24 protein-coding genes are annotated in these 21328 nt (G+C 62.3%); 13 read left to right on the top strand and 11 right to left on the bottom strand.

The features are described from left to right. Nucleotides 1–21 precede the first annotated feature (21 nt). Both phoU and phoB read left to right on the top strand, forming a co-directional pair. Nucleotides 22–729 carry a phosphate signaling complex protein PhoU gene (gene phoU, locus EJ076_RS34070; protein WP_109665110.1) on the top strand — a complete coding sequence of 236 codons (708 nt, stop codon included), beginning with the start codon at nt 22–24 and terminating at the stop codon, nt 727–729. Between the two features lie 19 nt (nt 730–748). Beyond that, entirely contained in the window at nt 749–1438 is a 690-nt protein-coding gene (phoB, locus tag EJ076_RS34065; RefSeq protein ID WP_010911896.1) for a phosphate regulon transcriptional regulator PhoB, read from the top strand. Nucleotides 1439–1454: 16 nt separating this feature from the next. On the opposite strand, the gene EJ076_RS34060 is transcribed toward phoB, so the two are convergent. Beyond that, complete coding sequence (locus EJ076_RS34060) at nt 1455–2702, bottom strand: ROK family protein (protein ID WP_109665113.1); 1248 nt, start codon at nt 2700–2702, stop codon at nt 1455–1457. A gap of 270 nt (nt 2703–2972) precedes the next feature. Here EJ076_RS34060 and xylF point away from each other — a divergent pair, with 270 nt between their 5' ends. From xylF to EJ076_RS34040, 4 genes are all read left to right on the top strand, one after another. Next, the gene (xylF, locus tag EJ076_RS34055) at nt 2973–4013 is read left to right on the top strand and encodes a D-xylose ABC transporter substrate-binding protein (protein WP_126070812.1); all 1041 of its coding nucleotides are present in this window, start codon (nt 2973–2975) and stop codon (nt 4011–4013) included. A 246-nt stretch (nt 4014–4259) separates the two neighbouring features. Continuing rightward, nucleotides 4260–5612, top strand: coding sequence for a sugar ABC transporter permease (locus tag EJ076_RS34050; protein WP_109665119.1), 1353 nt, complete (start codon nt 4260–4262; stop codon nt 5610–5612). 11 nt (nt 5613–5623) lie between these two features. Then, nucleotides 5624–6424: an ATP-binding cassette domain-containing protein gene (locus EJ076_RS34045; RefSeq protein ID WP_109665486.1), complete on the top strand. Its 801-nt coding sequence runs from the start codon at nt 5624–5626 to the stop codon at nt 6422–6424. Between the two features lie 128 nt (nt 6425–6552). Further along, nucleotides 6553–8199 (top strand): CHASE domain-containing protein, encoded by a 1647-nt coding sequence (locus tag EJ076_RS34040; RefSeq protein ID WP_126070811.1) that lies wholly within the window; start codon nt 6553–6555, stop codon nt 8197–8199. A 94-nt stretch (nt 8200–8293) separates the two neighbouring features. On the opposite strand, the gene EJ076_RS34035 is transcribed toward EJ076_RS34040, so the two are convergent. The 6 genes from EJ076_RS34035 to EJ076_RS34010 form a co-directional block, all read right to left on the bottom strand. Further along, nucleotides 8294–8539, bottom strand: coding sequence for a YMGG-like glycine zipper-containing protein (locus EJ076_RS34035; RefSeq protein WP_109665127.1), 246 nt, complete (start codon nt 8537–8539; stop codon nt 8294–8296). An 84-nt stretch (nt 8540–8623) separates the two neighbouring features. Further along, nucleotides 8624–8950, bottom strand: a complete 327-nt coding sequence (locus tag EJ076_RS34030) for a hypothetical protein (RefSeq protein WP_109665132.1) — start codon at nt 8948–8950, stop codon at nt 8624–8626. A gap of 129 nt (nt 8951–9079) precedes the next feature. Then, complete coding sequence (locus EJ076_RS34025; protein ID WP_126070810.1) at nt 9080–9259, bottom strand: hypothetical protein; 180 nt, start codon at nt 9257–9259, stop codon at nt 9080–9082. A 139-nt stretch (nt 9260–9398) separates the two neighbouring features. Next, nucleotides 9399–10430 carry a sensor histidine kinase gene (locus EJ076_RS34020; protein WP_164548801.1) on the bottom strand — a complete coding sequence of 344 codons (1032 nt, stop codon included), beginning with the start codon at nt 10428–10430 and terminating at the stop codon, nt 9399–9401. A gap of 183 nt (nt 10431–10613) precedes the next feature. Then, the gene (locus EJ076_RS34015; RefSeq protein ID WP_013529282.1) at nt 10614–10781 is read right to left on the bottom strand and encodes a DUF1328 domain-containing protein; all 168 of its coding nucleotides are present in this window, start codon (nt 10779–10781) and stop codon (nt 10614–10616) included. Nucleotides 10782–10986: 205 nt separating this feature from the next. Then, nucleotides 10987–11781 carry a response regulator gene (locus EJ076_RS34010; protein WP_109665145.1) on the bottom strand — a complete coding sequence of 265 codons (795 nt, stop codon included), beginning with the start codon at nt 11779–11781 and terminating at the stop codon, nt 10987–10989. Between the two features lie 223 nt (nt 11782–12004). Between EJ076_RS34010 and EJ076_RS34005 the strand changes: the two genes are divergently transcribed. Both EJ076_RS34005 and EJ076_RS34000 read left to right on the top strand, forming a co-directional pair. Continuing rightward, the gene (locus EJ076_RS34005) at nt 12005–12208 is read left to right on the top strand and encodes a NepR family anti-sigma factor (RefSeq protein ID WP_126070808.1); all 204 of its coding nucleotides are present in this window, start codon (nt 12005–12007) and stop codon (nt 12206–12208) included. Nucleotides 12209–12211: 3 nt separating this feature from the next. Further along, on the top strand, nt 12212–12763 hold the full coding sequence (locus EJ076_RS34000; RefSeq protein ID WP_056587392.1) for a sigma-70 family RNA polymerase sigma factor: 552 nt from the start codon (nt 12212–12214) through the stop codon (nt 12761–12763). Nucleotides 12764–12796: 33 nt separating this feature from the next. On the opposite strand, the gene EJ076_RS33995 is transcribed toward EJ076_RS34000, so the two are convergent. After that, nucleotides 12797–13177 carry a response regulator gene (locus tag EJ076_RS33995; protein ID WP_245462936.1) on the bottom strand — a complete coding sequence of 127 codons (381 nt, stop codon included), beginning with the start codon at nt 13175–13177 and terminating at the stop codon, nt 12797–12799. A 151-nt stretch (nt 13178–13328) separates the two neighbouring features. On the opposite strand from EJ076_RS33995, the gene EJ076_RS33990 reads away from it, so the two are divergent. The 3 genes from EJ076_RS33990 to EJ076_RS33980 all read left to right on the top strand — a co-directional run bounded on the left by EJ076_RS33990 (nt 13329) and on the right by EJ076_RS33980 (nt 15021). After that, on the top strand, nt 13329–14090 hold the full coding sequence (locus tag EJ076_RS33990) for a Crp/Fnr family transcriptional regulator (RefSeq protein ID WP_109665157.1): 762 nt from the start codon (nt 13329–13331) through the stop codon (nt 14088–14090). A gap of 128 nt (nt 14091–14218) precedes the next feature. Beyond that, nucleotides 14219–14545: a DUF883 family protein gene (locus tag EJ076_RS33985; RefSeq protein ID WP_109665160.1), complete on the top strand. Its 327-nt coding sequence runs from the start codon at nt 14219–14221 to the stop codon at nt 14543–14545. A gap of 11 nt (nt 14546–14556) precedes the next feature. Next, nucleotides 14557–15021 carry a hypothetical protein gene (locus tag EJ076_RS33980; protein WP_109665163.1) on the top strand — a complete coding sequence of 155 codons (465 nt, stop codon included), beginning with the start codon at nt 14557–14559 and terminating at the stop codon, nt 15019–15021. Nucleotides 15022–15034: 13 nt separating this feature from the next. Here the strand turns inward: EJ076_RS33980 and EJ076_RS33975 are convergent, their stop codons facing one another. Beyond that, entirely contained in the window at nt 15035–16567 is a 1533-nt protein-coding gene (locus EJ076_RS33975) for an HWE histidine kinase domain-containing protein (RefSeq protein ID WP_206438757.1), read from the bottom strand. A 160-nt stretch (nt 16568–16727) separates the two neighbouring features. On the opposite strand from EJ076_RS33975, the gene EJ076_RS35395 reads away from it, so the two are divergent. After that, nucleotides 16728–16901 carry a hypothetical protein gene (locus EJ076_RS35395; RefSeq protein ID WP_164548799.1) on the top strand — a complete coding sequence of 58 codons (174 nt, stop codon included), beginning with the start codon at nt 16728–16730 and terminating at the stop codon, nt 16899–16901. Between the two features lie 29 nt (nt 16902–16930). Here the strand turns inward: EJ076_RS35395 and EJ076_RS33970 are convergent, their stop codons facing one another. Further along, on the bottom strand, nt 16931–17851 hold the full coding sequence (locus tag EJ076_RS33970) for a diacylglycerol kinase family protein (RefSeq protein WP_126070807.1): 921 nt from the start codon (nt 17849–17851) through the stop codon (nt 16931–16933). Nucleotides 17852–18140: 289 nt separating this feature from the next. On the opposite strand from EJ076_RS33970, the gene EJ076_RS33965 reads away from it, so the two are divergent. After that, nucleotides 18141–19484, top strand: coding sequence for a PRC-barrel domain-containing protein (locus tag EJ076_RS33965; RefSeq protein ID WP_126070806.1), 1344 nt, complete (start codon nt 18141–18143; stop codon nt 19482–19484). A 93-nt stretch (nt 19485–19577) separates the two neighbouring features. On the opposite strand, the gene EJ076_RS33960 is transcribed toward EJ076_RS33965, so the two are convergent. Next, nucleotides 19578–21140, bottom strand: a complete 1563-nt coding sequence (locus EJ076_RS33960) for an alkaline phosphatase family protein (protein ID WP_126070805.1) — start codon at nt 21138–21140, stop codon at nt 19578–19580. Nucleotides 21141–21328: the final 188 nt, after the last annotated feature.

Below are 21328 nucleotides of genomic sequence, written 5' to 3'. Positions count from 1 at the left end.
AGGCATACGAGGGACAAGATCATGGGCGAACACACAGTCGCTTCTTTCGACGAGGATCTCGGACAAATCAGCAGGCTCATCAGCGATATGGGCGATCTCGCCGGCTCGATGGTCGGTGGTGCCACCAAGGCGCTTTTGAATTCCGATAACGCCCTCGCACAGCGCGTCGTCTCCGACGATGCGATCATGGACGCGCGCCAGCGCGAGCTCGACGACCGCGCCATCACGTTGATCGCCAAGCGGCAGCCGATGGCCGACGATCTACGCCATGTCGTCGGTTCGATCCGCATGGCCGGCGATCTCGAACGCATCGGCGACCTTGCCAAGAACATCGCCAAGCGCGTCGGCACCGTCGGCCTCAGCGTCACACCGCGTGACCTGTCGCATTCCATCGACGCAATGGCCCAGCTGGTGCTGATCCAGGTGCAGGGCGTGATCGAGGAGTATGCGGCGCGCGACGCCGCGGCCCTGGCGAAACTGCGCGCCGCCGACGAGCGCATCGACGTCAAATACACCTCGGTGTTCCGCGAACTGCTGACCTACATGATGGAAGACCCGCGCAACATCACTGCCTGCACGCATCTGTTGTTCTGCGCCAAGAACCTCGAGCGCATCGGCGACCATGTGACCAACATCGCTGAAAATGCCTATTATGTTTTGACCGGCACGCAGCTGCCCGCCAATCGCCCGAAGCAGGACGAGACGGCAATGTCCGCGCCGGCGGCATGACGACAGGGGTGACCAGTCGATGATCGCGCCACGCATCATGGTGGTGGAGGATGAGGAGCCGCTAGGCGTGCTGCTCCGCTACAATCTGGAATCCGAGGGTTACCAGGTCGAGGTGGTGACGCGCGGCGACGAGGCCGAGATCCGGCTGCAGGAGAACGTTCCCGACCTTCTGGTGCTCGACTGGATGGTGCCTGCGGTTTCGGGTATCGAACTCTGTCGTCGGCTAAGGATGCGTCCCGAGACCGAGCGGCTGCCGATCATCATGCTGACCGCGCGCGGCGAGGAAAGCGACCGCGTGCGTGGCCTGTCGACCGGCGCCGACGACTATCTGGTCAAGCCGTTCTCGACGCCGGAATTCATGGCCAGGGTCAAGGCGCTGCTGCGCCGGGCCAAGCCGGAAGTGCTATCCAGCGTGCTCAAGGTCGGCGACATCGTGCTCGATCGTGAGTCGCACCGGGTCTATCGTAAGAAGAGCGAGATCCGGCTCGGACCGACAGAATTCCGCCTGCTAGAGTTCATGATGCGTCATCCCGGCCGTGTGTTCTCGCGCAGCCAGCTGCTCGACAATGTCTGGGGCGAGACAATCTATATTGACGAGCGCACGGTGGACGTTCATGTCGGCCGGCTGCGCAAGGCGGTCAACAACGGCCGCATGCCCGATGTCATCCGCACGATCCGAGGCGCGGGCTACGCGATCAGGGAAGACTGAGCTCCCTCGTTTGAACTCACGCCACGTTCTTGCCGACGAGGCCAGCTCTCGCCTGCACGCCCGGTGCGAAAATCTCCTGGTCGACGAAGGTCAGTGCGCGCATGGCGCAGCCTTCGCGGATCAGCGGCAGTTCGTTCGGCTCGGTGTCGAAGGAAATCGATTTCGAGTGCTGGCCGCCGGCGGTCTGGGCAATCGCCTCGCGCAATGCCGGCTCGATCAGGTCGAAGGCAGCGGCGCTGACGCCGACCATGGCGACGGGCGCCGGATCGATCAGTGCGAACAGGCTGCCGAGACCGTAGCCGAGCGCTTCGCCGGCCTTGCGATAGGCCTCGCGCTCGGGGCCATCCCTTTCGCGGGCCGCGGTCGCCAGCGCGCGCATGTCGGCGTCGCTGACATCAGCGACGGGTTCTGCGTCCTCGCCCAGCTGCCTGGCGTTGCGCCAGATGGCGTAGTTTCCGGCATAGGCCTCGACGCAGCCGCGCCGCCCGCAGCGGCAGAGCGCACCTTTCGGCTGATGGATCATGTGGCCGAACTCGCCGCCCGAGGAATGGGTGCCGGTGAACAGCTCGCCCTTCAGCACCAGGCCCATGCCGATGCCATGCGACAAAAGGATGGCGATGAAATCGTCGCGGTAGCGATCAGGATCGCGCCAGCGTAGCGCTATCGCCATCATGTTGCAGTCATTCTCCATGGTGGCGGGGATGCCGAACTCGTCCTCGAGTATGTCGGCGAAGGCGATGTCGGTGTGCGGCGTGATCGGCGACCACAGCATGGCGCGGGAGCGGGTGTCGGTGATGCCCTGGATTGCCAGCGCGATGCGGGCGATGCTGCGGACGTCGAGATCAGGGTCCTCGAGACGGCGCCGCACGATTGCCGTGCATTCGCCGATCAGCGCGTCCCGCGACATGGTCAGCGTGTCCAGCCGGCGCTGTTCCTCTGATATCACCTGGCCGGCATAGTCGATGACGGCGACGGAGAGAAAATTCAGCGACAGCACCACGGTCATCACCGCCGCCGCTTCCGGATTGAGGCTGAGGCCAACCTGCGGCCGGCCGCGTTTGAGCGAGCCGGCCTCGCTTGGTTTGCTTTCGGTCAGGATGCCTTCCCCGATCAGGTCGGAAGAGATAGCCGATATGGTCGAGTGGCTAAGGCCGGTTGTCGCTGCGATCTCGGTGCGGGACGGCTGTCCGGCGCGGCGCACGGCCGCAATCACCATCGCCCGGTTGCGCCGGCGCAAATCGTCGTGGCGGATTCCGACCGACATGTTTCTTCAAGTCCTCCCGGTCGCCGCGGTTCTCCGTGCCCCTCGAACGCTGTCGGCAACGCAGTCAAATACTGGCAGAAGCCGCCCACTCTGTCATTTATTTATTCCGGGGCTCGAAAAAAATTCGCGAGCACATCAAAATCCATCAGAATCGATGTTGACAGCGTTCGGGTGTTGGACCAGTATTTTTTCGGGGCTCGAAAAAATAGGGCCTCTGTGCCGGCCTTCGGGTCAGTTTGGTCGCGCCATACGCGGCGCAGGGAGGATATTATGAAAAGATTCACAGCCGCCATCCTGGCGGGTGTCGCCATGTCGCTGACGCTCGCGTCGGTCGCGCAGGCGAAGGACAAGGTCATCGGCGTTTCGTGGTCCAACTTCCAGGAAGAGCGCTGGAAGACCGATGAGGCCGCCATGAAGACGGCGATCGAGGCTGCCGGCGACAAGTACATCTCCGCCGATGCGCAGTCCAATCCCGGCAAGCAGCTTACCGATGTCGAAAGCCTGATCTCGCAGGGCGCCAATTCGCTGATCATCCTGGCGCAGGATGCCTCGGCCATCGGCCCAGCGGTGCAGAAGGCGCTGGACGAAGGCATTCCGGTCGTCGGCTATGACCGTCTGATCGAGAACAAGGACGTCTTCTACCTGACCTTCGACAACAAGGAAGTCGGCCGCATGCAGGCCCGCGAAGTGTTCAAGGTCAAGCCGGAAGGCAACTATGTCTTCATCAAGGGTTCGGGTGCCGATCCGAATGCCGACTTCCTGTTCTCGGGCTCGATGGAAGTGCTCAAGGAAGCCATCGACAGCGGCAAGATCAAGAATGTCGGCGAGGCCTATACGGACGGCTGGCTGCCCGCCAACGCCCAGAAGAACATGGAACAGTTCCTCACCGCCAACGACAACAAGGTCGACGCCGTGGTCGCGGCCAATGACGGCACCGCCGGCGGCGTCGTCGCGGCACTGACGGCGCAGGGCCTTGCCGGCACCGTGCCGGTCTCGGGTCAGGACGGCGACCACGCCGCGCTGAACCGCATCGCACTCGGCACGCAGACCGTGTCGGTGTGGAAGGACGCGCGCGAACTCGGCAAGAACGCCGCCGAGATCGCCTCGCAGCTCGCCGACGGCAAGAAGACGAGCGACATTGCCGGCGCCAAGGACTTCACGACACCGGGCGGCAACACCGTCAAGTCGCTGTTCCTGACCCCGGTTGCCATCACCAAGGACAATCTCAACGTCGTCATCGCCGCCGGCTGGATCAAGAAGGACGAAGTCTGCGCGGGCGTCGCCGCCGGCACCGTCGCGGCCTGTAACTGATCTGGATCACGTCGAAATATCTGAACGCCGCGGCCCAAAAGCCGCGGCGTTTTCTCAAAAAGATTTGTATTTCCGCATCACGCGGATAGCTTCGGGAGCAATTCCAGGAAAAGTGCGTAGCGGTTTTCCGTCCGGAATTGCGTCAAAACAAAGAGATAGAACGGTTCGGCGTTTCCGGGAATCGGTGAACCGTTCAAGGCTGGGTTCCGGCATCCGCGTCAGACGGCCAGCCGGTGGGAGGAAATCATGACCGACACGACGTCCAACCCGCAGGCCGACACCGCGCGTGCGTCGGAGCTCGGCGTGGTCGCCCGGTTCCTGAAGGCGACCGAGATCGACACCCGCATGCTCGGCATGGTCGGCGCCCTGCTGATCATCTGGATCGGGCTGCATGTCATTTCCAGCCTGCGCCTCGGCGTCAATCCGCTCGATTTCGACAGCCGCACCTTTCTGACGCCGCGCAATCTCTGGAACCTGTCGGTACAGACATCGGCGGTCGCCATCATGGCCTGCGGCATGGTGCTGGTCATCGTCATGCGCAACATCGACCTGTCCGTCGGTTCCGCCGAGGGCCTGATCGGCATGGTGATGGGATTTGCCCAGGTGCATTTCCTGGTGCGGTTTGTCGGGCTCGAACTCGGCAATCCGTGGATCTGGGTTCTGGCGCTGGTCATCGGCCTGGCGCTCGGCCTGCTGATCGGGGCCTTTCAAGGCTTCGTCATCGCCTATCTCGAAGTGCCGGCGTTCATCGTCACGCTGGGCGGACTGCTGGTCTGGCGCGGTGCTGCCTGGTGGGTCACATCAGGCCAGACGGTGGCACCGCTTGACGCCACCTTCCAGCTCATGGGCGGCGGGCCGTCGGGATCGATCGGCGCGACCTGGAGCTGGGTCGTCGGGATCGTGGCCTGCCTCGCCGTGGTGTTTGCGCTTTTCAACGGGCGGGTGCAGCGCAAGCGTTTCCGGTTTCCGCTGCGTCCGATCTGGGCCGAGACGCTGCTCGGCGTCGTCACCTGTGCCGTCATCATGGGTGCGGTCTGGCTCGCCAACTCCTATCCGTGGCCGATCGGCATCGTGAACCGGTATGCGGCCGCCAACAACATCACCGTGCCCGAAGGCGGCCTGTTCATCGCTCACGGCATCGCCATACCGGTGCTGATGGCGATCGCCGTCGGGCTGGTCATGACCTTCATCACCAACCGCACGCGTTTCGGCCGCTATGTCTTTGCCATCGGCGGCAATCCCGAGGCTGCCAATCTCGCCGGCATCAACACGCGCTGGATCACCATGAAGGTGTTCATGATCATGGGCGTGCTGGCGACGATCGCCGCCGCGATCTCCTCGGCCCGGCAGAATTCGGCGACCAACGTGCTTGGAACGCTAGACGAGCTGCTGGTCATTGCCGCCGCCGTCATTGGCGGCACGTCGCTCGCCGGTGGTTCGGGAACGATCATCGGCGCCATGCTCGGCGCGCTGCTGATGCAGTCGCTGCAGTCCGGCATGGTGCTGCTCGGCGTCGACTCGCCGCTGCAGAGCATTGTCGTCGGCGCCGTGCTGGTCATCGCCGTCTGGCTCGACACCGTCTATCGCAAGCGCGTCTAGGAGGCATGGCCATGACTGACAAGATTGCTCCTGCGGCCACAGCACTGATCGATATGCGCAACATCTCGATCGCGTTTGGCGGCATTCGCGCCGTCGACGACGCCTCGATCGATCTCTTCCCCGGCGAGGTCGTGGCGCTGCTCGGCCACAACGGCGCCGGCAAGTCGACGCTGATCAAGATCCTGTCCGGCGCCTACAAGCGCGATGCCGGGCAGATCTTCGTCAATGGCGAGGAAGCGTCGATCTCCAACCCGCGCGACGCCAAGAAATACGGCATCGAGACGATCTACCAGACGCTGGCGCTGGCCGACAATGTCGATGCCGCCGCCAATCTGTTCCTCGGCCGCGAGCTGATGACCGCCTGGGGCACGCTCGACGACGTTGCCATGGAGGCGGAGGCGCGCAAGGTGATGGGGAGGCTCAATCCCCGCTTCCAGCGCTTCAAGGAGCCGGTGATCAAACTGTCGGGCGGCCAGCGGCAATCGGTGGCGATCGCGCGCGCCATCCTGTTCAACGCACGCATCCTGATCATGGACGAGCCGACGGCAGCGCTTGGTCCGCAGGAAACGGCGCAGGTCGGCGAGCTGGTCAAGCAGCTCAAGTCCGACGGCATCGGCATCTTCCTGATCAGCCACGATATCCACGATGTGTTCGAACTTGCCGACCGGGTCTGCGTCATGAAGAACGGCCAGGTCGTCGGCACAGCCCGCACCACCGATGTGACCCAGGACGAGGTGCTCGGCATGATCATTCTGGGCAAATGCCCGCCCGGTGCCATTCCCGGACCGGGGGCGCTGAAGATCGCTGCCTGAGGTCAGACCAGGTCGCGGGTTGCCAGACTCGTGATATGCTAGCCGTCAGCATGGCTTGGCCCTGCCATTGTGTTGGCACGGCGACTTGCCCATAAAGGTCCCTATTCGCTCAGGGACCACATCATCCGTTGAAGAAGCTTTTTCCAATCGTCGCGTTCATCGCCGTTGCGCTGATCAGCATGACGATGGCGGGGTTTGCCTATTTCGCGACGCAAGAAGCCGCCCGCATCAAGTTCGAAGCGACGGCCGACGACGCGCTCAACCGAATCGAGAGCCGCATCGACCTGCATTTGTCGCTGTTGCGCTCGACGCAGGCCCTGTTCGACGCCCGCAACGGCGATATTTCCGGCAACGAGTTCAAGGCGTTCTTCAAAGCGCTCGATGCCGACAACAATTTTGCCGGCTTGCGCGGCATCGGCTATGTCAGGTTGGCGAAGGCTGGAGACGAGGCGGCGGTCGAACGCGATATGCTGCGCGACCATGGCGTCAACCATCCAATCTATCCTGACACCACGCAGCCTTGGCGCACCCCCATCGTGCTGTTCGAGCCGCTCGACCCGTCCAACCAGGGCAGCATCGGCTATGACATGTTCAGTGAACCGGTGCGGCGCGCGGCGATCGAAAAGGCGATGTCGGATGACCACCAGCACGCCAGCGGGCTGGTGCAACTGGGCCAGGACACAGGTGCCGCGCAGACGTTCACCGGCTTCCTCGTCTTCGTGCGGCTCAATGTCGAAACCGCACCCGACGTCATCAATGCGTCCAGATCCTCCACAGCCGGTTTTCTCTATGCGGCCTTTCGGGCTCGCGACCTGTTCCAGACCGCGCTCAGCCGGTCGCCGCTGCTGCCTGTCAACACCGAAATCTACGATGGCGACGGCGCGGTGAACGGCGACAATCTGTTGTTCCGGTCGGAGACGCCACCGGCTTCGACCTTTGGGGACAGGCTGCTGGTCACCCGCAAGATCATGGTGGCCGGCCGGCCATGGACTGTCCTGTTCCGGCCGACGAGCGCCTTCTCGCAGCCGTCGTCGCGCGCCATTCCGGTTATGCTGGGGCTGTTCGGCCTGTTGCTGGCGGGCGCCATCGCGCTGGTGGCGCGCTATCAGGAGCGGGCCTATGAGGCGGCGTCGCGCTTGCACGAAACGACGGAAAAGAGCCTGCTCGACAAAGACCTGATGCTGCAGGAGATGAAGCATCGCATCAAAAATTCGATCACCAGGGTGCTGGCGATCGCGCGCCAGACGGCATCGCGGGCCACCGACGTCAACGAGTTTTCCGCATCCTTCTCGGCCAGGCTGCAGGCGATGGCGGCATCCCAGGACATGCTGACGCGCTCGCGCTGGCAGAAGGCCGATCTTGGCGATCTCCTGCGCATCGAACTGGGTCAGGTGTTCGGCAAGGATCTGCCCGATGAGCTGTTGTCGGGGCCACAGGTGCTGCTCGACGAAACCACGACGCAAGCGCTCGGCCTCACCTTCCACGAACTGGCGACGAACGCGCTGAAATACGGCGAAGCCGGCAATTCGGCCAATACCCTGAAGGGCGACTGGGCGCTGAAGGTGGACTGGTCGCTCGAAGGGCGCGGGCGCGACAGGACGCTGGCTCTCAACTGGCGCGAAACCGGGCAGAAGAAACTCGAAGCACCCGCCAAGACCGGATTCGGCACCAAGCTGATCGATCTCAACGTCACGCGCGAATTGCGCGGCACGATCAAGCGTGATTTCCGGGCCAATGGGCTGAACGTGGAAATCAAAATCCCTCTGGCAAACTGACAGTGATCGTCAGGCGGCCAGGATCAAGCACCAAACAATCAAAATCCGGAGGCCGGCGAACCGGTCTCCGGATCAGGTCTCGGTTATCGCCGAACTAGTTGCAGCGCGCCGTGTAGATCCGGCCGCGATGATCGCGATACTGGCAATAGCCATTGCGCAGATTGCGCACCAGCAGGCCGGAACCGGCACCAACGGCCGCGCCGATCAGCGCGCCCTTGCCGCCGCCGACCAAGCCGCCGACACCGGCGCCGATCAAGCCGCCGCCAACCACGTCCTGCTCGGTCGAGGTGCAGCCACTGACCGCGACCACAGCAACCATGGCAATAAGCATCTTCCGCATAGAGTCACTCCTCACTTTGTGTCCTCACTTTAATAAGCTCCAACCGCCATTTAGCATGAAATGGCGCCCGTTGCCCGCTCGAATTTATTGTTGGCTAAGATAGTCTTTTTCGGGGCGCGCCGTGTTTGACGCAACGACGATATTTGAGATCTCCAAGGATGCGTCAAGACTGCCGTCCGGGCCGACCTTCCACACCACCTGGTCGTAGTCGTCTTCGAGCGCCGGGTCGACCGTAAGGCATTTGGCGACGATATGTTCGGCCTGCCCCTGCACGTCGCCCATGGCGAACGGGCGTTCGGCGACACATTGGTCGGCGGTTTCGAAAACACTGACAGGGACTTGAAGCTCACGGCAATCGGCCATCGTGTTCGAGCAGCCGATGACCAGCAGCAATGCGGCGATGTGTTCCATGGCGAAAACGTCCTCTCGCCACAGTAACGGTCCACATTCCGCAAAGTTCCTGCACTGCAAGACCTATCCGCGAATTAACATGGCCAGCGAATTAACATGAATCGACCAAGGCCGCAGGTTGCGCGGAGGTCAGTAAGCCAGCTGGAAGAGGACGGCCGCGACGATCAGCGCGGCAAGACCGAGAACGACAAGGCGCAACGAAGCGTGAGGAACAGGAGGCGGCGGCGGCGCGGATGCCTCGGAGTCTTCAAACTCGCCCATGGAGAACCGAGCGGCCTGTTCCAGTCTGTTCATGTCCGCAACCGTCAAGGCATTCCTCCCGCACCATGCTGCAAGTCCTGCTGCGGAAATGTTCGAAGATGCAACAGGTTCCAGCGGTATCTGGGAAATATAGCATCGGCTTTTATGGTGAACAGTCGGTTAAGGACTTGGCGCAGGTGTGGGTCGCTCAATCCGTCTCGAAATTGCCGTGCGGAACGACAAGGCGGTATTCGAGGCGCCCGGCCGCGATTTCAAGCGTCGCCGTACCATTCAGCGACGCCGGCACGACCCGTTCGAGTGCGACACTGCCAAAGCGCTTCTCGCTACGCCTGTTATCATTGGCTCCGATTGCTTCGGCCCATGTCAGAGATAGGGAGGTCCCAGTGTCGTCGGCGGTCAGGTTGGCTGTAACCTCTACGAATCCGTCGGGCCGCGACAGGGCGCCATAGCTCACCGAGTTGACGGCGAGCTCATGCATGGCAAGGCCGATATGCAGGGCAGCATTCGGATTGAGATAAGGGTTTGCTCCCTGAAAACGCAGACTGCGAACCGGATCCCCGCCGTAGCGACCAACCTGCCCCGATACCAGTTCGCGAAGTGCAGCACCCCGCCAGTTGGAAGAGGTGACGAGATCCTGAGACGAAGCCAACGACTGCAGCCGGCCGCGAAAGCGTGTCAGGAAATCACCGATGCCATCGGAGTAGCGCCCGGTCTGGGTGGCTATGCTTTGAATGATCGCCAGCAGGTTCTTCGAGCGATGACTGACTTCGCGCAGCAGCGTCGTCAGGGTTTGCTCACGGCGCTTCTGCTCGGTCGTTTCGACCATCGTGGTGACGACGCCTTGCACCGTGCCGCCATCGCCGTGGTCGGCATCGATCCAGACTTGAAACCAGCGGATGCCATCCTCGACGGGAACGCTGATCTCCAGACGTTGGGGGTTACCGGATGCGATGACGTCGCGCTTGGCCGCGCCAATGCGGTCGGCCTGCGCCGCCGGCAGGATGCCGTTGCTGTCGGCGGTGTCGGAAACCCAGGGCGCGCGCATGTTGCGCGCCCATACGGTTTTCATCTCCCGATCCTGGTAGAGAACGGAAATACCGGCATTGTGCAACGCATGGAGAAGAGCCCGTCCAAGCTGCATGCCGCTTTCGGCAGGATGCAGGGCGATGACTTCATCGCTTTGCACGTCGTCCTTCCTATCTCCGGTTTTGGAACGCATCGGCCAATCTGTCCACCCAACTCAGGCTGAACGGCTCACGGTTGAATGGGTTCCAAAAGAGGTCTCCCGAAAATCAGCCGCCAAAAACGGTCCGCCGGACGGTGTCCTTTGCAGGATACCGCCCGGCGGTGGCTGGAAACCGTTTGAGGGGTGCGGCTTCCAGTGTTCGGTAGCCGTTCGTCCTCACGATGCCCGTTTGAACAGGCCCGCAAGAAGCGAAATGACCAGAAAGGCGAGAAAGATGAAAAACAATATCTGCGCAATGCCGGCAGACGTACCGGCGATGCCGCCGAAACCAAGCGCGCCGGCGATGATCGCCACGACGAGAAATACGAGCGCCCAGTAGAGCATGATCCACCTCCTTCGAATGGTGTAATGAAAACGTGGGTAGATGCGGTTTGTTCCACCCTTTGCCGAAAAAGGCGCTGCTTGCAAATCGTTCGGAGCAGGAGGCGCGGGAATTTCGCTGACGACGGTTCCGGCTTGTAAAAAGGCCGCCCGATGCATCGCATCGAGCGGCCTTCAATGTCGTGCCGTGCTGTCAGGGGCTGCGAGCCTATGCGGCGGCTTTCGCCTGACGGTCGAAGAACAGCGCCTGGCTGATCAGCGCCTTGACCATGTCGGGATTGAACGGCTTGGTGACCAGGAAGGCCGGCTCGGGGCGCTCGCCAGTCAACAGACGCTCGGGAAAGGCGGTGATGAAGATGACCGGCACCGACGTCGACGACAGGATCTCGTTCACGGCCTCGATGCCCGAACTGCCGTCGGCAAGCTGGATGTCGGCCAGCACCATTTTCGGCCGTGTCCTGCCGAACATCGTCACCGCCTCGGCATGGGTGCGAGCCGTTCCAACGACGCGGTGCCCGAGGCTCTCGACCATTTCTTCTATATCCATGGCGATCAGCGGTTCATCCTCGATGATCAGCACATCGGTTGCCACCTGACGGGATATCTCGTTGCTTGCCTGGGCAAGCAACTCTGAAAACTCCTGGTCGCCGACATCGAGGATCTCGGCCGCCTCGTCCTCGCTGAAGCCTTCGACGGCAACAAGCAGGAAGGCTTGGCGCGGGCGCGGCGCAATTGCATTCAGATTGGCGGCGGCGCGCTGTTCCCATGCTGATTGCGCGTGTTCCTGTGGAACGCGGATGGCGACCGATGTGAACAGCTTGGCAAAAACCTTGTACAGAGCGATGCGGTCGCTCGATGCCTCGGGAAAGATTTCAACATCGGCGATGATGGCTTCGAGCATCGCGGCGACCAGCGCATCGCCACTCTCCTGCGATCCGGAAACGGCTCGCGAGAAGCGGCGCAGGAATGGCAGGTTTGGCGCGATGGTGGCGGATAAGCTCATGGTAAGACGTCTCCCTCAGAATGACGTGATTGCATAGATTGCAGGTCAAGCTGATTGCAAGCCCGGTCAAACAACGCCGATCTTGAGAAAAAGTTCCGGCCTTGATGGAACTAATACGTCGGGACGGCGTTTGAGGTCGGGATGGGCAACCAGACGAGGGTGTCGCTTGCGTTGTGTTGAGTAATATTATGAGCGGCTTGGGCGCTGGGAATACAAGGGCAAAATGAAGGATATGACGAAAGATATTCTGGCTGGCGCCGAAAGCAGGCGCCGGAACGGTTCCAGTGACGCTCTTGGGCCGAACTCCGAAATCGGACGCAAACTCAAACAATATTACGACGAGCTGGTCTCCGACGATGTGCCGGATCGCTTTTCCCAGTTGCTTAGCCAGCTGGAACAGGCCGAACCCGCACAGAAAAAGGACTGAGGCATGGCTGCGGTCTCCCAAGGCTTCAAGACAGATCTGCTTGGGGCAATCCCAAGCCTGCGTGCCTTTGCGGTGTCGCTGACGCAAAACGCCGACAAGGCCGACGACCTCGTCCAGGAAACGCTGGTCAAGGCGTGGGACAAGCACGAAAGCTTCCAACCCGGCACCAATCTCAAGGCGTGGCTTTTCACCATCCTGCGCAATGAATTCTATTCGCAGATGCGCAAGCGTGGACGTGAAGTGCAAGATAGCGACGGCATCATGACGGCCAGGCTTGCCGTTCATCCCGCTCAGCATGGCCAGCTCGACCTGAAGGATTTTCGCGGGGCGCTGGAGCAATTGCCGGAGGACCAGCGCGAAGCCATCATCCTCATCGGCGCGTCGGGTTTCTCCTACGAGGAGGCCGCCGAGATTTGCGGTTGCGCGGTCGGGACGATCAAGAGCCGCGTCAGCCGAGCCCGCACGCGCTTGCAGGAGATCCTGAAAATATCAGGCGAAGACGAGTATGGCCCGGATGCGATTTCGACCCAGGTAACGGGCTCGCCGGCCAGCTGACCTGCGATCGCCAGGCGGGTAGGGGGTCGCGTCTCAACCTAGAGAGGCGCGTCCGCAGGCTGCCGCCACCGCTTGCACGAGGTCTTCACCCGAATAGGGTTTGCCGACCAGCCTGACGCCTGGAAAGGATGCCTTGATTTCATCGGCATCCGAATAGCCCGACGCAAACACGAAAGGTACGCCTGCCGCGCGCAGCCCCGAGGCGAAATCGAGTGTCGAGGCGCCACCCAGCATGAGGTCGACAATGGCCGCGTCGAATTGCGTGGCGACCTCCTGGCCATCGACCTCTGTCAGATCGCGGGCGATGACCACATCACCGGCGCCATGGTCACGGCAAAGCTGCTCGACATCCATGGCGATGAGAAATTCGTCCTCCAGGACGAGAATCCGCAATCCGTCAAGCAATGTGGGCACAGGCAACGACTCCTTGAAACGCATGGAGTCATGATCGCTAATTGGCCTGCTGTCATTTAAAAAAGACATGTGGCCGGCGGCGGAACCTCAATCCTTGCAACGCGTTGAAATGCAGCTCTTCCAAAGAGCGGGCTTTCGAAGAGGGGTCGAAATGTCAGCCCAGAACAATCGCGCCTTTTCCAACCTCCAGTACCCTTGCGAGAACTGCCCGTTGCGGCCGTTGCCGATTTTTCGCGACTTCGAAAAACAGGAGCTGGCCTTCATCAGTACATTCAAGAAGGGCGAACTCGCCGTCGACAAGGCGGCTACCGTGTTGGTCGAGGGTAGCCACAGCGCCCATCTCTACACCGTGCTCTCCGGGTGGGCGTTCCGCTACAAGCTGTTGCGAGACGGCCGCCGCCAGATCCTCAACTATCTCATGCCCGGCGATCTGATCGGCCTGCAGGGCAGTGTAATGGGCGAGATGCAGCATTCCGTCGAGGCCCTGTCGCCGATGCTGCTGTGTGTTTTCGAACGCGAGTATCTGCACGAGCTCTACCGCAATCATCCAGGGCTCGCCTACGACATCACCTGGATCGCATCGCGCGAAGAGCGCATGCTGGATGAAAATCTGCTCAGCCTCGGGCGTCGCAGCGCGATCGAGCGCGCTGCCTATCTTATCGCCTTCATCGCCAGCCGGGCCAAGGTCGTCGGGCTGAACGGCAAGCAGTCCATCCAGATACCGATCACGCAACAACACATCGCCGACACGCTCGGCCTGTCGCTGGTTCATACAAACAAGACGATCCGCAAGCTGATGGATCGCAAGCTGATCGTCTGGCGCGACGGCGGTTGCGAGGTCACAGACATTGAAGGGCTCAAGCGGCTCGCTGGCTGGGAAGGGCTGGGCGAGGCGCGCCGGCCGCTGATCTGACGAAGGCCTTTTTGCCAGAGCCGGCGGATCGGGTGCGCGCGGACGCGTTTTCGGCTACTTTGTCCCCAGTGCCGGAACCTTGAGGCGCGCGGCGCGTTTGAAATCGAGCAATCACAAGGAGTTAAGCCATGGCAACTGCCGCAGGAAAGACCGCAAACGACTCCCGTGCAAATGCGGACCTGGAAGCCGACATCAGGCAATTGAAGGCCGACATCGACAAGCTCACAAAGCAATTGGCCAAGACCGGCGAGCATGGCTATGGCACTGCCCGTCGCGCGGCCACGGAAGGTGTCGAGCAACTGCGCGCGCAGGGCGAAGCAGCCTTTGACAGTCTGCGCAGCAACGCCAAGGACATCGAAGCGCAGATGATGGCGAGCGTGCGTGAAAAGCCGGTGACGTCACTGGCGATCGCTGCCGGCGTTGGCTTCCTCTTCGCGCTCATTGCGCGTCGCTAGTCGCATTGCAGATGGGAATGCTGGCATCCCTGATTTCGGGTCTCGCCTCGGGCGAAACCGTTGCCGCCATGCGCCGGGCGCGCACGGCGGCAATCGTTTATGGGCTCGCCCTATCGGCAGCGCTCTGTGGTCTCGGCTTTCTGGTCGGCGCAGCCTATATCTGGTCGGCGATGCGCTACGGGTCGCTTGCCGCCGCACTGGGCTTTGGCGTCGGTTTTCTGGTGCTTGCCGGGCTGATCCTGTTGATTTACCAGATATCCGCAGGCTCGCGCGCCCGGCGCCGGGCGCAACGCCGCAATGCCGACATGAAGGCGATCGGCATCACCGCCGCACTCGCCGTGCTGCCGACACTGCTCAAGGGAAAAGGTGGTCTCGGCGTCATTCTGGGTCCAGCCGTAGCGCTCGCGGCTTACGCGATCTACCGCGAGAACGTGAAGCCGGGCGCAGACGATGGGGATGAAAGCGGGCGTAACTAAAGGCGCTGGGAGGTCACTTCGACAGGTCTTCCAGCGGCATCGATATTTCAGCAAACACCCCTTCCGGCCGGAACTCATGGGTCACTTCGCTTGAAATGACCTTAGCAAGGCTGCGGCGGATGAGGATCGAGCCGAAGCCGTGCCGTTCCGGCGGGGCGACTTGCGGGCCACCGCTTTCGCGCCAGGTCAGCACAAGGCGGCGGGCACCCTTCCTGCCTTGCGTCTTCCACCCGAGATCAACCTTGCCTGATACCACCGACAGCGATCCATATTGCAGTGCATTGCTGCCCAGTTCATGCAGGATCAGGCCAAGCCCGACGGCCTGGTCGGGCGACAGCAGCAAGTCGTCGCCGGAGATCGTCATGCGCGGCTGCTCGGCCGTTTCGAATGGCCTGACCTCGATCTGGACGAGTTCACGGATGCCGATGCCGCGCCACTCGCGGTCCGACAACAGATTGTGGGCGATGCCCAGGGCCTGAAGCCGGGCGCCGAAGGCCTCGAGGAACTGGCTCGGCTGGCGGGCATGGCGCACGGTCTGTGTCGCCAGCGCCTGGACGGTCGCTAGCGTATTCTTGACGCGATGGTTGAGCTCACGTAGCAGCAGCCGTTGCCGCTCGTCGCCAAGCTTGCGCTCCGAGATGTCGTAGTTGACGCCGAAGATCAGCGTCGGCTTGCCGTCACCGTCACGTTCGATGACACGGCCGCGCGTGGCGAGCCAGCGCGGCGGATGAAAGCCCTTCACCCGGTATTCGCCGAAATAGTCGTCGCTGCCGGTCAAGGCGTCGCGAAAGCGGGTTTCGGTCTGGTAGACGTCGCGCGGATCGATGGCGGTGAGGATGTCGCGCGCGCGCAGCCGGTTCGAGCGCGGCAGGTTGAACAGCTCCGACAGCAAGGTGTCGCATTCGATGATGTCGGTGCGGATGTCCCACGCCCAGCTGGCGAGCGACGCCGCATCGAGCGCGATGGCGCGCCGTTTTTCCTCACGCACCAGTGCGGCCTCGGCGATGGCGCCGCTGCGGGTCGCGTCCTTCAAGGTGAACAGGCTGGCGGCGAGGCCGGCGAGCGCCTTCAACTGGTCGAGCTCGGCGCGGGATGGAAAGGCATGCGGCTTGCGGTCGAGAACGCAGAGCGTGCCGATGCGGGCACCTGCCACGACCATCGGCGCGCCGGCATAGAAGCGGACATGATGCTTGCCGGTGACCAGCGGGTTGGCCTTGAAACGAGGGTCCGTCGTTGCATCCACCACCACCATCGGCTCTTCGCCGGCGGCAATCGCATGGGCGCAAAAGGAGATTTCGGTCGCGGTTTCGGTCTGGTCCAGGCCGAAGCAGGATTTGAACCATTGCCGCTCGTGGTCGACGAGCGTGACCAGGGCGATCGGCGCCTGCATCACCGCCGCGGCAAGGCTGCTGATGCGGTCGAAATCCGGGTCGGCCGCCGTATCCAGCATCTCCAGCCCGTGCAGCACGGCCAGCCGGTCTTCGGCACTGACCGCCAGCGTAACGTCAGCCGGCAGATCCGGCACTCTTTCCGCGTTGTTATTCACCCAGGTCCCCGTTGCCCCGTCTTGGTCCGCGTCGCCGCTTCGCCGGTCTGTCGGTCCAGAACCAGCCGGCTGGCCGGAACCATCCTAGCGAGGAACCGTTACCCGACCATGTTGTTTTGCCGGACGCGCCGGCTGGCGCAAACCGATCCGAGGGCCGACCATGATCAAGATCATTCCTGAGGACAAAGCCCGTCAGGGGCGCTGGGGCCGGCATGGCTTGCGCATTCTGATCGCTGCGTTGCTGCTGGCCTTTGTCGCTTGGGGGGCCGCCGAGATTTATGGCGAATTGATCAAGAAAGACACGACCCAACAGGGCAGTGCCCCCAGCGGCTAGCTTGTCAGCTGCAATGGGTTCGAAACGCATCAGGCAGCCTTTGCCTCGGCGACACTGGCTGGCACCAGGACATTGAGCGCGCCCGGCTGGATTTCGATCGTCGTTTCACGCTCAAGCCTGACCAGTTCTCCGTCCATCACGGCGCGAAACTTCCGGCTCCCCGAATGGATTTTCAGAACCGTTCTGCCCGCCTGATGGATTTCGACATGTTCGTTGTCGCGCCATTTGCCGCGCGCCATGTTGAAGAAGAACTTGACCAGTTCGGCGCGCTGCTGCGCCACCGTGACATAGACGCCAAGCACGCCGCCCGCCGGGTTGTCGGCGTAAGGCAAGTGGCCTTCGCCGAACAAATTGTTGGTGATGCCGATGCCGGTAATGCGGGCCGCCATCTCGGCTTCGCCGATGCTGAGCGTCACGTTCATCGCCGGTGGATTGTTGATCGTCGCCCAAGCCGCCTTGGCCGAGGCACGGATCTTTCCCAGGCGAGAACCGAACTCCATTTTCTGGCGCAGTTGCACCATCTTCGCATGCATGCCGATCGAGAACTGGTGAACGAACGGCCGGCCGTTGGCGGTCGCTATGTCAACCGCGATGATTTCGCCGTCCGTGAAGGATTTGAGCGCGGCATCCAGGGACTGCGGAATGCCCAGCCCGCGCGCGAACAGGTTCATGGTGCCGGCCGGCAATATGGCAAGCGCCTTCTTCGTCCCCATCAACCGGGCGGCTGCGGCAGAAATGGTCCCGTCGCCGCCACCGGCCAGCACGACATCGACAGAGCGGCGTGAGGCCGCGCTGTCGAGCGTTTCCACCACATCCTTGCCGTCGACAATCTCGATGCTGAGAGAGTGGCCTGCCGTCTCCAGCGCTTGGCGCATCCTGTCGGAGAAAGCGGCAAGGTCAATGGTCCGCAAGGTGCCGCCGTCCCGGTTCAGCACCGCTGCGAATTTCATGCCCCACTCCGTTATTCGACCATGGTCGGACCGGGACAAAGACAAACCCAGCCGTAGGCTGCAACGCGGCGAGGTGGGAAAGGTTCCGTGTGTGGCGAAATCCGCGATCGGGCTTAAGGCTGTGACGGAGACGCTTGTCGATTTCTTGCCACGGACTCCACGCGCTTTTTGTCGGAACAACAGCATGCTCACGACGTTGTGAACTGTAGAAGCTGCCGCGTCAGATCTCCCCAGCGACGGGTTCAACCGGGCGCGGCGTGCACGAAATCACGCACCAGGAGAGACGATCATGATCCGCAATCTTCTAGCCACGACCGCACTCGCAACGCTGATCGCGACCGGCGCCCATGCGCAGAGCGCGACAACGCCGGCACCAGCGGACGCGCCTGCCGTTCAGGAGCCGGCTGCCGCCGCTCCCCTGCCGCGCGCCGAGGGCAGCATTGTCACCAACATCATCGGTGAATCCGTCTACAACGGCACCGGCGATGATGCCGAGAACATCGGCAAGGTCAGCGACGTCGTCTTCGACAAAGATGGCCAGGCGAAATCCGTCGTCATCGGCGTCGGCGGCTTTCTGGGTGTCGGAGCGAAGAACGTCGCTTTCGATTACGACAAGCTGCAATGGGCCGAGAAGAACGGCGATCGCTGGCTGGTTGCCCAGACGAGCAAGGACGAGCTGAAGGCGCATCCGGAGTTCGACAGCAAGCCTTATGCTCCGGCTCCAGCACCTGCTGCATCGACTGACGCAACAGCACCGACGGCACCCGCGACGACGGATACGGCGCAGAAGCCTGTCGACCTGAATGCGGCTCCGGCGGAACCCGTGAAGCGGGCCGACGGCAACCTTGCCACCAACATCATCGGCGAAACCGTTTACAACGGCACCGGCGATGACGCGCAGAACATCGGCAGCGTCAACGACATCGTTCTGACCAGGGAAGGCAAGGCCGAGTCGCTTGTCATCGGCGTCGGTGGTTTCCTTGGCCTCGGCGCCAAGAATGTCACCTATGATTTCTCCAAGGCGCAGTGGGCCGAGAAGAATGGCGACCGCTGGCTGGTGGCCCAGACCACCAAGGAAGAGCTGCAGGCGCAGCCGGATTTCAACCGCAAGGCCTATGATCCGGTACCCGCGACCACGGCATCCAATGAGCCGGCTGCAACCGCCCCGGCCGCTGTGCCGTCCGACGCCCCGGCTCCTGCTGCCGCTCCCGTAGACAAGACGGCCGAGGCCCCGGCAGCGACGACCCCTGATGCCTCGGCTCCCGACCAGACGCAAACGGCAGCTATCGACAAGTCGACGCTGACGGAAATGCCGGTTGGCGAGATCCGTGGCGACGATCTGAAGGGCACCACTGTCTACGGCGCCAACGACGCCAAGGTCGGCGAAATCGGCGATGTCGTGCTCGCGCCCGACAACAAGACCGACGCGGTGATCGTCGATGTCGGCGGCTTCCTCGGCATTGGCGAAAAGGAAGTCGCGGTCGGCGTGGATAATCTCAAATTCATGACCGACAAGAACGGCAAGAAGTACCTGTATACGACCTTCACCAAGGAACAGCTCAAGGCTCAAACCGCCTATGACAAGGGCAGTTATGCCGAGAAGCGGGACCAGCAGCGGATGATTGTGAAATAGGAATAGGGCAGTAGGGCAGTAGGGCAGTAGGGCAGTAGGGCAGTAGGGCAGTAGGGCAGGACCGTCGTCGTACCGGTTCGGTTCCCTACTGCCCTATTCGCGTACTGCCCCGGCGACGTGGCCGACAACGCCGTGTTCCGTCAGTTCAGCCAGCGCTAGCGACTGGTCAAGATGCTCAGCCCGCCAGGCGAGAAGCCGTTCGGCGAACTCCAGCCGTACGGCCAGATAAGCAGGGTGCTTGGCCAGATTGTTCAATTCACCCGGATCTGTTTCTAGGTCGAACAGCAGCGGCGGCAAGCCGCCGCCGAAATGCACATATTTGAATTTTTCCGTGCGGATGACGGCGAGGTTGCATTGGCGTGAGGTGATGCCGAAATGGCGTTCGGCCTCGCCTTCGGCAATCGAGCGGAAATCGAACTCCCAATGCGCCGCATCGCGCCAGTCTGCAGGGCTCCCGCCGCTCAAAAACGGCTTCAGCGAGGTGCCGTCGAGGTGCGGCGCGGGGTCCGCGCCGAGCAGGTCGAGAAGCGTCGGCACAATGTCCACCGCTTCGGTGAAGCGATCGACGCTGCCGCCAGCCGCCTTGCGGTGGCTGGGGTCGCGGATGATCAGCGGAATGTGGTAGCTGCCGTCGAAGTAGCCGCCCTTGCCCAGCATGAAATGGTCGCCCATCATCTCGGCGTGATCTGACGTCAGCACGATGATGGTGTCGTCCCACGCGCCCGCGGCCCTGACTGCTTGCCAGATGCGGCCGAGCTGCGCGTCGACCTCCGAGATCATGCCGTAATAGATCGCCCGGATGCGGCGGAAGTCGTCATCACTCCAGTCATGCACCTTGCCATTGGCGTCGGCACGGAACTTTGCCTGCTTCTGCCGGCCAATGTCATAGGCGAGGTAGGAATGGCTTTGAGCCTCCTCCTGCCAGTTTGTCGCGCGCCGGAAGGCCGGGCCATCGGCAGGCTGATACATCGTGTTGTAGGGTTCCGGCACAATGAAGGGCGGGTGCGGGCTAATGAAGGAAAGATGCGCGAACCACGGCGCGGCGGCATCCTGCTCGCCAAGCCAGCGCGTGAATTCGCCGGTCAGGAAGGCGGCCGGGGTTTCGTCCCTGGAGTAGACGGGCGGTGCGTTGCTGACAGCGCCGGCTTTGTCGCCGTTCACCGGTCGATGGATGTCGGGAGATCCGGTGCTGACATCGATACCCCGCTGCTTCAGCCAGGAAAGCCACTGTTTCTGATGTTCGGGCAGCAACTGGCGCACGGTAAAGCCCGGCAGCACGCCCTCATAGCTTTGCAGCCGCGGGTCGCCCGGCGCCAGCAGGCGCGGATCGAGCGAGACGTCGGTGTAGCCGAACAGCGTCGGATCATAGCCGAGGGCGCGCGCGTGCAGCGCGATGTTGCCGTGTCGGGCGTCGAGCGGCGTGCCGTTGCGGCAGACGCGGTTGTTCATCTGGTAGAGGCCGGTGTAGAGGCAGGCGCGGGCCGGCGAGCAGGGCGCCGCACCGCCATAGTGCCGCTTGAACAGCACACCCTCTGCGGCCAGTGCGTCGGCATTCGGCGTCTTCACAACCGGATGGCCCGCAGACGACAGACAATCGCCGCGCCACTGGTCGCATGTGATCAGCAGAATGTTAGGCCGCCTGGTTTTTCCAATCACGCGCGATACTCTGTCCTGGGATGGTCGAACGCCGCTCATGGAACCGAATTCTGGCGCTGGCGCAAGCCTGTCATGTGAGTCAATTGGTGAACAGAACTCTTTGTATTGTTCACTTTTACAGCACAGTCCATTCTGTGTTTGCCGCCTTTGCCCAGAGCGGCCGCGTCCTCATATTGGCGTGGACAGCG

This window comes from Mesorhizobium sp. M7D.F.Ca.US.005.01.1.1 (genome assembly GCF_003952545.1).
Classification (GTDB): domain Bacteria; phylum Pseudomonadota; class Alphaproteobacteria; order Rhizobiales; family Rhizobiaceae; genus Mesorhizobium; species Mesorhizobium loti.
This window is presented reverse-complemented; position numbering and strand designations above follow the sequence as displayed.